5 protein-coding genes are annotated in these 7,742 nt (G+C 55.8%); 4 read left to right on the forward strand and 1 reads right to left on the reverse strand.

Translation table 11 applies throughout. From position 1 onward, the window contains the following. Positions 1-600: 600 nt before the first annotated feature. Positions 601-1,089: a metal-dependent transcriptional regulator gene (locus Q363_RS29055; RefSeq protein ID WP_035357710.1), complete on the reverse strand. Its 489-nt coding sequence runs from the start codon at positions 1,087-1,089 to the stop codon at positions 601-603. A gap of 62 nt (positions 1,090-1,151) precedes the next feature. On the opposite strand from Q363_RS29055, the gene Q363_RS29060 reads away from it, so the two are divergent. The 4 genes from Q363_RS29060 (at position 1,152) to Q363_RS29075 (ending at position 5,714) form a co-directional block, all read left to right on the forward strand. Further along, positions 1,152-3,725: a TonB-dependent receptor gene (locus Q363_RS29060; protein WP_035357704.1), complete on the forward strand. Its 2,574-nt coding sequence runs from the start codon at positions 1,152-1,154 to the stop codon at positions 3,723-3,725. Positions 3,726-5,004: 1,279 nt separating this feature from the next. After that, positions 5,005-5,193, forward strand: coding sequence for an RNA polymerase sigma factor (locus tag Q363_RS29065; RefSeq protein ID WP_051979493.1), 189 nt, complete (start codon positions 5,005-5,007; stop codon positions 5,191-5,193). Then, a complete protein-coding gene (locus tag Q363_RS29070; RefSeq protein ID WP_035357705.1) occupies positions 5,190-5,420 on the forward strand; it encodes a hypothetical protein in 231 nt (76 codons plus the stop codon). Before Q363_RS29065 ends, Q363_RS29070 begins: the two co-directional genes overlap by 4 nt. Before the next feature lie 12 nt (positions 5,421-5,432). Next, complete coding sequence (locus Q363_RS29075; RefSeq protein WP_035357707.1) at positions 5,433-5,714, forward strand: hypothetical protein; 282 nt, start codon at positions 5,433-5,435, stop codon at positions 5,712-5,714. The last annotated feature ends 2,028 nt before the right edge of the window (positions 5,715-7,742 follow it).

The following is a 7,742-nucleotide window of genomic DNA, read 5'->3' on the forward strand; positions in this document are numbered from 1 at the left end:
TGGGCGCTTTTGTCATCTCACCCTTGCCTCCCGTTTTGTTAGAGCCATTACAAACAGCAGGGCCTCTTCGCTCCGCGGACATTACTCCGCTTCCTCGCTACTACAGACCCGGCCGAATCCCTCTGCCGTCCACCGACTTCCCGGGGTCACCGGTTATACGGCTTCCCTGCTCCGCCGCTTTCTCGGGGGGGGCAAGGAGGGTCTCTCCAGTTGCTTAGCATGACCTTGTCACCGTGCTGTCCCTACCAACCCCGCCGAAGTGTTTCGCCGCATCAGTCCTTGCGACGCTCCATGCTGCCTTCGCCCGATAAGTGAGGGCTCGGCCTTCGGGTTGCAGTACTTTCGAGGCCATATGGGTTCACTTGCGTTACGGCCCGGTGACTCGCTCACCATCCTTTTAGATGGCTTTGTCAATAGGCTTCAGGATTTTCAGTTGCCTTCCTTCCTGCTATTCAAGCTACGGGGCTTGGACTTTTACCCCGGTGGGACTTTCACCCACTGTTCATGCCAGCCTTCGCTGGACGCACACATGTCGTGACCAATCTGCGCCGTCGACTAACGCTTCTGCGGTTTCTCTAACGCGAACCCACCGATACTAATTTAGAGACCGCACCTGCAGGTCACGCCATGAGATGGTGGCATGGTTCCGTCCATCGCAGGGATGCAATGGCCGTGCGGATCCGTTGTTGGGTTGCCCAGCTTGGCCGCGACCCGCTCTTCGAATGACTCGGAGATATAGTGCTCTAATCGTTCCGCTTCGCCGTGTAGTTCTTCTATTGGGTAATTCAGCACCTCGAAGAGGAAGGTTTCGATGAGCCGGTGATGACGGACAATCTCGAGCGCTCGTCTTCGACCCGCACTTGAGAGGCGCACGCCCGAACCTCGCTTGTAATCTACGAGGGACTTGGGTTCTCCGGAGAGCTTCTGCAGCATGTTCGTCACCGAGGCAGGCGCAACCCGTAGACGATTAGCCACTTCTGATCCACCTACCCATCTCCGCTCATCCCCACCCAGCGAGTAGATGGCCTTGAGGTAATCGTCTACCGATTCCGTATTCCTATCCCAGTGCGTGCGCTTTGTCTTTTTCAAGCGAAACATTCCTCCCGCCGCAATATAGGTTACACTAATTAAATATTAGGTATACCTAAACAATGCGCGTCCGCAAATTCATCGTCGCTTCTCTCGCTTTACTCTTCATCGCGGCCCTGCTCTGTGCTTCATCCGCCGCACAGAACGGCATGTCAGCGGGCCTTTCGGGCGTTGTTACCGATGCCAGCGGCGCGGCTGTACCGGGCGCGAAACTAGTACTGACGTTCGTCAGGAGCGGTGCGGAAAGAAGGCAGGTCTCCGGTCCGGAGGGGGAGTTCGTGTTCCTGCGGCTTAGTACCGGCAACTACCGTCTGCGGGTGGAATCCCCTGGATTTGCTTCCGCCCAGAAGGCAATCCCATACCAGGGCTCCGAGATCCACCTCATTGTTCCTCTCACGGCCACAACAAGCTCCGAAGTCACGGTCTTCGCAACCGATTACGTCGAGGAAACGACTGCACCCGCACATGTCCTCATCACACCTGATGAGATCGACCACATTCCGTCCCAGAGCGTGAGTGCGCCCTTCAGCTCGCTCATTACGATGACCACGCCCGGCGTCTCGGCCGATTCAAACGGCTCCTTTCATCCTCTTGGCGATCACGCCGAAGCGTCCGTCTCTGTCGATGGCCAACCCATCACCGATCAGCAGAGCCGCACATTCTCCACGCAGCTCTCTCTCAACACCCTGCAATCGGTCGAAGTCCGGGAGGGCGCGCCGGGTGCGGATGTGGGCGACAAGACCAGCATGGTCATTGTGGCGCAGACGCGATCCGGACTGGATCAGCGCAGGCCTTCTGGAAATATCAATCTCAGCCGCGGAACCTTTGCCACTTCGAACGTCAGCGCCAACCTTGGATTCGGCACCGAGCGCTTCGGCTCCTTCAGCGCGGCGGACGCGATAAACAGTGCGCGTTTTCTCGACACACCAGAAACAGTTAATCTTCACGCAAATGGCAACGCTGAAAACATATTTCAGCGGCTGGACTATCGCCTCACGGATAAGACGAATCTGCAGCTCAATGCCAGCCTCAGTCACTCGTGGTTCCAGACACCGAACACCTTCGACCAGCAGGCACTTGGTCAGAATCAGCGACAGACCATTATCAGTTTCAACATCGCTCCGCAGTTGATCCACACCTTCAATTCGCGTGCGTTCGGTCGTAACAACGTCTGGCTGCGGCAGGACAAGATTCGCTACCGCCCTTCAGACAACATCTTTTCCGATACACCAGCCTATCTTGAACAGGCTCGCCGTCTGACGAATACAGGAATACGGCCGGAGTTCACCTACGTTCACAGACGCCACAACGTGACCCTAGGGGGAGAGTTCAAGCACACGTTCCTGGCCGAGCAGTTTGCGACCGGTCTTACCTCCCCGACCTACAACAGCCCTTGCCTCGACCCGTATGGTGCTCCTTCGGCCAACACATCCGTTCGAGATCCCTCGCAGTGTTCCACCGTCGGACCCACTCCCAATGCAGCCTACCTGCCCGGCCTTCTATCTCTCGATCTGACGCGAGGAGGGAGCATCTATTCCTTCCAGGGCAAAACGGACATAAAACAGTTGGCGTTGTTTGCGCAGGACTTCATCCGCTATAGAGATCTTCAATTCAAGCTGGGCCTGCGCTATGACAAGTACAACGGCCTGATAGGAACGCACGGTCTTCAACCACGAGTCGGGCTCACCTACAGCCTGTCGCGATTGCGCACTACGCTGCGTGGGGACTACTCCCGGGTGTTCCTGACGCCTTATAACGAGAACCTGATCATCGCCAGTTCGGACGGTCCCGGGTCGCCTTCATCTTCCTTGGGAGCGGCTGGTTCGCATGTTTTGAGCACAGCGAACCGCAACCAGTTCAACATCGGCTTCACGACCGCCCTGAAACGCATCTCTTTTAGCGCCGAGTATCTCTGGAAGTTCACCTACGGGGCGTACGACTTTGATGTATTGCTGAACAGTCCGCTCACATTCCCCACGCAGTTTCGAAAGTCAAAGATCGATGGCGGCCTCGTGCGGGTTACCCTCCTGCCATCTCACGGCTTCGGCGGCTTCTTCACGGTAAGCCAAACGCGCTCTCGTCTGTTCGGACCTCAGACTGGCGGCGTCAGCTTCAGCGCGCCTTACAGCGATGTCGTCCGGCCGGATCATGACCAGGGTCTGTCGATGAACCTCAACCTGCGTTATCAGTTCGGAAAGCGCGGGCCATGGTTCGACGCCTCGTACCGGTATGACGGTGGCCTGGTCTCCGTTGCTACCCCGGATACAGCAACCGCGCTCCAGCTCACAGGAGACGAGCAGCAGCAGATGGGTCTGCATTGCGGAAACACCTTCGCAACCGTATCGGCGCCACTCCGCTCCTGCGCCGGCCCGATCCGTGCAACTCGTATCCGCATCCCGGCTCCCGGAACCTACGATGCCGACAGAAACCCGGCTCGCGTCGCTGTTCGCAACACCGTCGATCTCGCGATCGGCGAGGACAACCTCATCTCCCACGAGAACCAGAGCCTCGGCGTTCGCGTCGACGTGGTAAACCTCAACAACACCAGCGCGCTCTACAACTATCTCTCGACCTTCTCTGGAACGCACTTCCTCACGCCTCGCGCTGTGACAGCAGGAATCCGGTACACATTCTGACTCAGATCGTCACCGCTTCTCGATTTCACGACCAGTTGTTCGATCATGCCGACTGTGTGTGTGTTCCATCTGAATGAGTAACGGGAAATGGGATGAGCAGGCCTCTGAAGGGAGAGACTGATCCCATGAAGAAGACAACGCAACTTCATCGCAGAAGTCCCACGCAAGCAGACCAGGATCGGGATGACGATCGGTCTCGACTTTGGGATGTCTGGAGCCATTACTGCACACTCAACGAAGACGGTGAAATTGTTGATAGAGGCCGTTTCAGAACCACTCCCGAGGAGGTGCAGTGGAACGGAAAACCGGGTTAAGTAATCTCCTTAGTGACACTTTGGCTCGACGACGGTGATGACCTGGACAGCTATGGAACCTATTTTTGCGATGACGTGTCCATGTGGCGGTATTTTGCTCAACTCGGCTCGGCCCGGATGCTACTTCGGTTTCGGGAGAAGACCGTAAATCTATGCCGTCACGGCAGGAGATGAAAAATTTCTTCGCCATCAAGAAGTAATCGACTTACTCTGATTAGTCCATTGCTGCGAGGTAAGGGACTCTTCAGATGTACTTGTGGAAATCTCAAAGAGACGAGCATGCACATAAGTAAGGGAAATTTAGCGCAATCTGGCTTGCCATTAAGTCCTTGCCGAACAGTTATTTAGCGTAGTTGAGCGTAATTTGGCCAAACTGATGTCTGCACCCGAGAGCCTTGTGTTTTGCATCCGTCGACTACTGCGATTGCAGTATGACTCTACCGCAATCTACCGCCAGTTCCCTTCCCTCTTTAGTATGCGGACTGGTTCTGCACGCCTTCTAACTAAGCCCAGTTCGGTTCGGCGACATTCAATTCGTTGGGCAGGCCTCGCCGGCGCAAATCGTTCGGGTCTGAATATTTGTTCGCAGAGCTACCCGAATAACCTCGCGCTCTCTTCGCTGAGCGCTTGGCTAGCACCAGTCGAGAATTACTTCTGGTTTTGACACCCTGCGGACTATCAGAAAACGATGTGTGAGCCGTGGGCGGATCACCTTCCACTATGCCGACTCAATGCCCATAAATATCGCTACCTTACCTCCGATGCACGCCAGGCAGAGGTCGCGGGTTGAACGACAATAAAATAGTTACTGGTTGCTGAGGCTGAAGCTGAATGCTTCTTTCCGTTCCATTCCAGCAGGCGCGTAAAAACTCTTGCGTAACAATGCCCGCGCTCGATGGACTCGGACCTAAACGTTTTCTTTGCCGTTGCCAGACCCCGGCATCTCCGAGGAGCTTCGCCGGAAAATGGCGCATGCGTTCCGTCGGCTTCCGCCGAAACTGCAAGTCGCGGCCACGCTGGCGCTGATCGAAGATCAGCCATACAAGGAAATCGCCGAAGCGCTGGGCATTTCCACGGCAGCTGTTAACCTGCGCGTCTTCCGAGCCCTTCGCCTTCTGCGAAAAGAATTGAAGCGACAACGAGTCGAACCGTGAATGAACAAGACCAGCAACGCATCAAGCAACTCCTTACGGAGACGATCCAAACGATCACCGGCCGAGTTGGCTCGGACCTGCGACACGACCTCTGGCCCGCGATGCTGAAGCGCCTCGAAGCGAGTCCCGCCAAGGTTCCATGGTTTGACTGGGCTCTGCTCGCGGCAGTGACTGCGCTCCTCGTATTTTTCCCGGGAGCCATTCCGGTGTTTCTCTATCACCTGTAATCGGAGGACATCATGAACACTCACCCTTATCTTCGCGCCTACATGGCCGGTACGGTCGTGCCCAGCCTGGCTTTGCTGGTCGCGCTCACTGTATTTATCGTGACGCGGCCGGTCTTGCAGGTTCCCATCCCCCTGGAACGCGTCATCATTTTCCCGATGGCGCTCGTACCCAATGCCTTCGGCCTCTGGAACATACTCTATGTATGGTCCCGGCCGCACCGCCATTTGCCCATCGGTCTCCATGGCGCGCTGCTGCCAGTGATTTTGGCGTCGATCGGAGGTACAATTCAATGAATTCCTCGATCGCATGGCGGTACCCCCGTTGAGCGTCGACCGAGCTAAGGCTGTTCAGAACCGCCGACTTCGCCTGGTCCAGGTCAGGCAAACCGCAAGACTGCTTTGGGAAGGCGCCGTTCCCCCTTTCCCGAGTGCTTCTCGGCCATCGCCGCGGCCCTCCTCGACCGCAGGCTGATGATGGCCCAGATTCATGGGACGAGTGGCGCGTGATCCAGACGAATAAGGACGTTTCGGCGCGTTCACGTCAACCTCGCCTCGATGGCGGCGATGTCGATCTTCTTCATCGTCATCATCGCCTCGAAGGCACGCGTTGCCTCGCTGCATCGGCTCTTAGTTCGCCTGGGCCATGCTGGAAGCGAACGGCGCCGGGTTCTCCGGAGAGCCTTAGCCGCCGTCTTGATTACGTGGCTTCCTCTCCTGATCCTGTCACTCATGCAGGGCATGGCATGGAGACGAGAGATCGACATTCCGTTTCTTCGCGACTTCGCTGTAAATGTGCGTCTTTTGGTTGCTGTCCCAATCCTTATCGTAGCCGAATCACGAATCGATCGAAGATGGCGGACGCTTGTTCTCGAATTTCTGAAGTCTGAACGGATAAGCGGAGAGACACGGCCGTCCGTTGAAGCTGTGTTGAAAAGAACAACCCGCTGGCGGGATCGTGTTCTGCCCGAAGCATTGTTGGCCGTTGCCTCACTATTACCTTCTATCTTTTTCGTCAAAACCGAATTGCTAATGACTGGCATCTCCAATTGGCACAGTCTTCCGTCAGGCGCATTGAGTCCGGCTGGCTGGTGGTTCAATCTCGTTTGTACCCCAGTCTTCCGATTTCTTTTGTTGAGGTGGGTCTGGAGAATGTTTCTTTGGACCTCACTGCTCTGGAGCGTTTCGAGGATCAACTTGTTTCTCGTCGCCACGCACGCTGACCTGGCTGCTGGTCTCGGATTCCTATCCGAAGGGCAAAAAGCGTTCAGCCAATCGTCTTCGCCGGAGGAGCTGTCATTGCTGCTGAGGTCGGTAACGCCGTCGCCTATCAAGGGCAGGCACTTTCCTCTCTGAAATTTCCAATGATCATTTATGGAATCCTGGCGACTGTATTTCTGGTCGTACCGCTTCTAGTCGTCACCCCCTGTCTTACTTAAGGTCAAAAGGAAAGCACTGCTCGAATATGGTGCTCAGGTCGCGATCCATAATCAGTTGTTTGATCTGAAGTGGATTCGAAACGGGCATTCTGCGGGCGAGACGCTCCTGGGAAATCCCGACGCGTCTTCAATAGCCGACTTCGGAACCAGTTTCACAGTTGTGAGACAAATGCACGTTGTGCCAATCGATAAGCCAACCCTCCTTACCTTGGCAATATCGGCAGCGCTACCTATGCTCCCCGTTGTGCTTTATGCCACGCCCGCTCCTGAGCTTATCCGCATGCTAAGGATGCTCGGCTAGAAACCAGTGATGTTGCCACGATCCCACTAGCGGACGGACCTCTGCTAACCGAGCGGGTAGACGCAGTTATACCTCGACGTAATCAATGCACCGCTTTGGCAGTCGCCTTGCCAAGATTCTTCACCCCAACAGCAGTCTTATCACCTGCTTTTTCCGTGTACTTCAGCTCTACTCAGGCCTCTACACCAGCTATAACTCTTGCGCGTTCGAGCTCTGACCCTGAGATGCATGCGGAAGCCAGACGGTACGTCGTGTCGGCCTACCACTAAAGCTTGAGGGCCGTGGTGCAGCCGAAAAAATTGGGCCCACAATGTCATTGCGGCTCGGCTGGGAAATGAGCGCGGATGCTGTCGTTCAGTTGCTTGAGTCTAGTGCTCGAAACGTAGATCGGACTTCTCGGCATTGTCCTCAGTAATTCAGCGGAATTTCAACATGAAATGGGGGAGCGACGGCGGTGAGGCCCGGTGAGTTGGCGAGCGACCGGGGAGAAGCTAGTTTTCGACAAAACTCCGCCCGCAACAATTCACAGATACAATCGCAGTAAGCTGTTTGTGGCTTGGGATGGTGATCCATCGATTTTGCGAT

Origin of the sequence: Edaphobacter aggregans DSM 19364 (assembly GCF_000745965.1) — a bacterium.
Lineage (GTDB): Bacteria > Acidobacteriota > Terriglobia > Terriglobales > Acidobacteriaceae > Edaphobacter > Edaphobacter aggregans.

Bases quoted from the DNA above. Each gene is read 5' to 3' on its own strand.
- Q363_RS29075 (WP_035357707.1), top strand. From the start codon at position 5,433: ATGAACACTCACCCTTATCTTCGCGCCTACATGGCCGGTACGGTCGTG.
- Q363_RS29060 (WP_035357704.1), top strand. From the start codon at position 1,152: ATGCGCGTCCGCAAATTCATCGTCGCTTCTCTCGCTTTACTCTTCATC.
- Q363_RS29065 (WP_051979493.1), top strand. From the start codon at position 5,005: ATGGCGCATGCGTTCCGTCGGCTTCCGCCGAAACTGCAAGTCGCGGCC.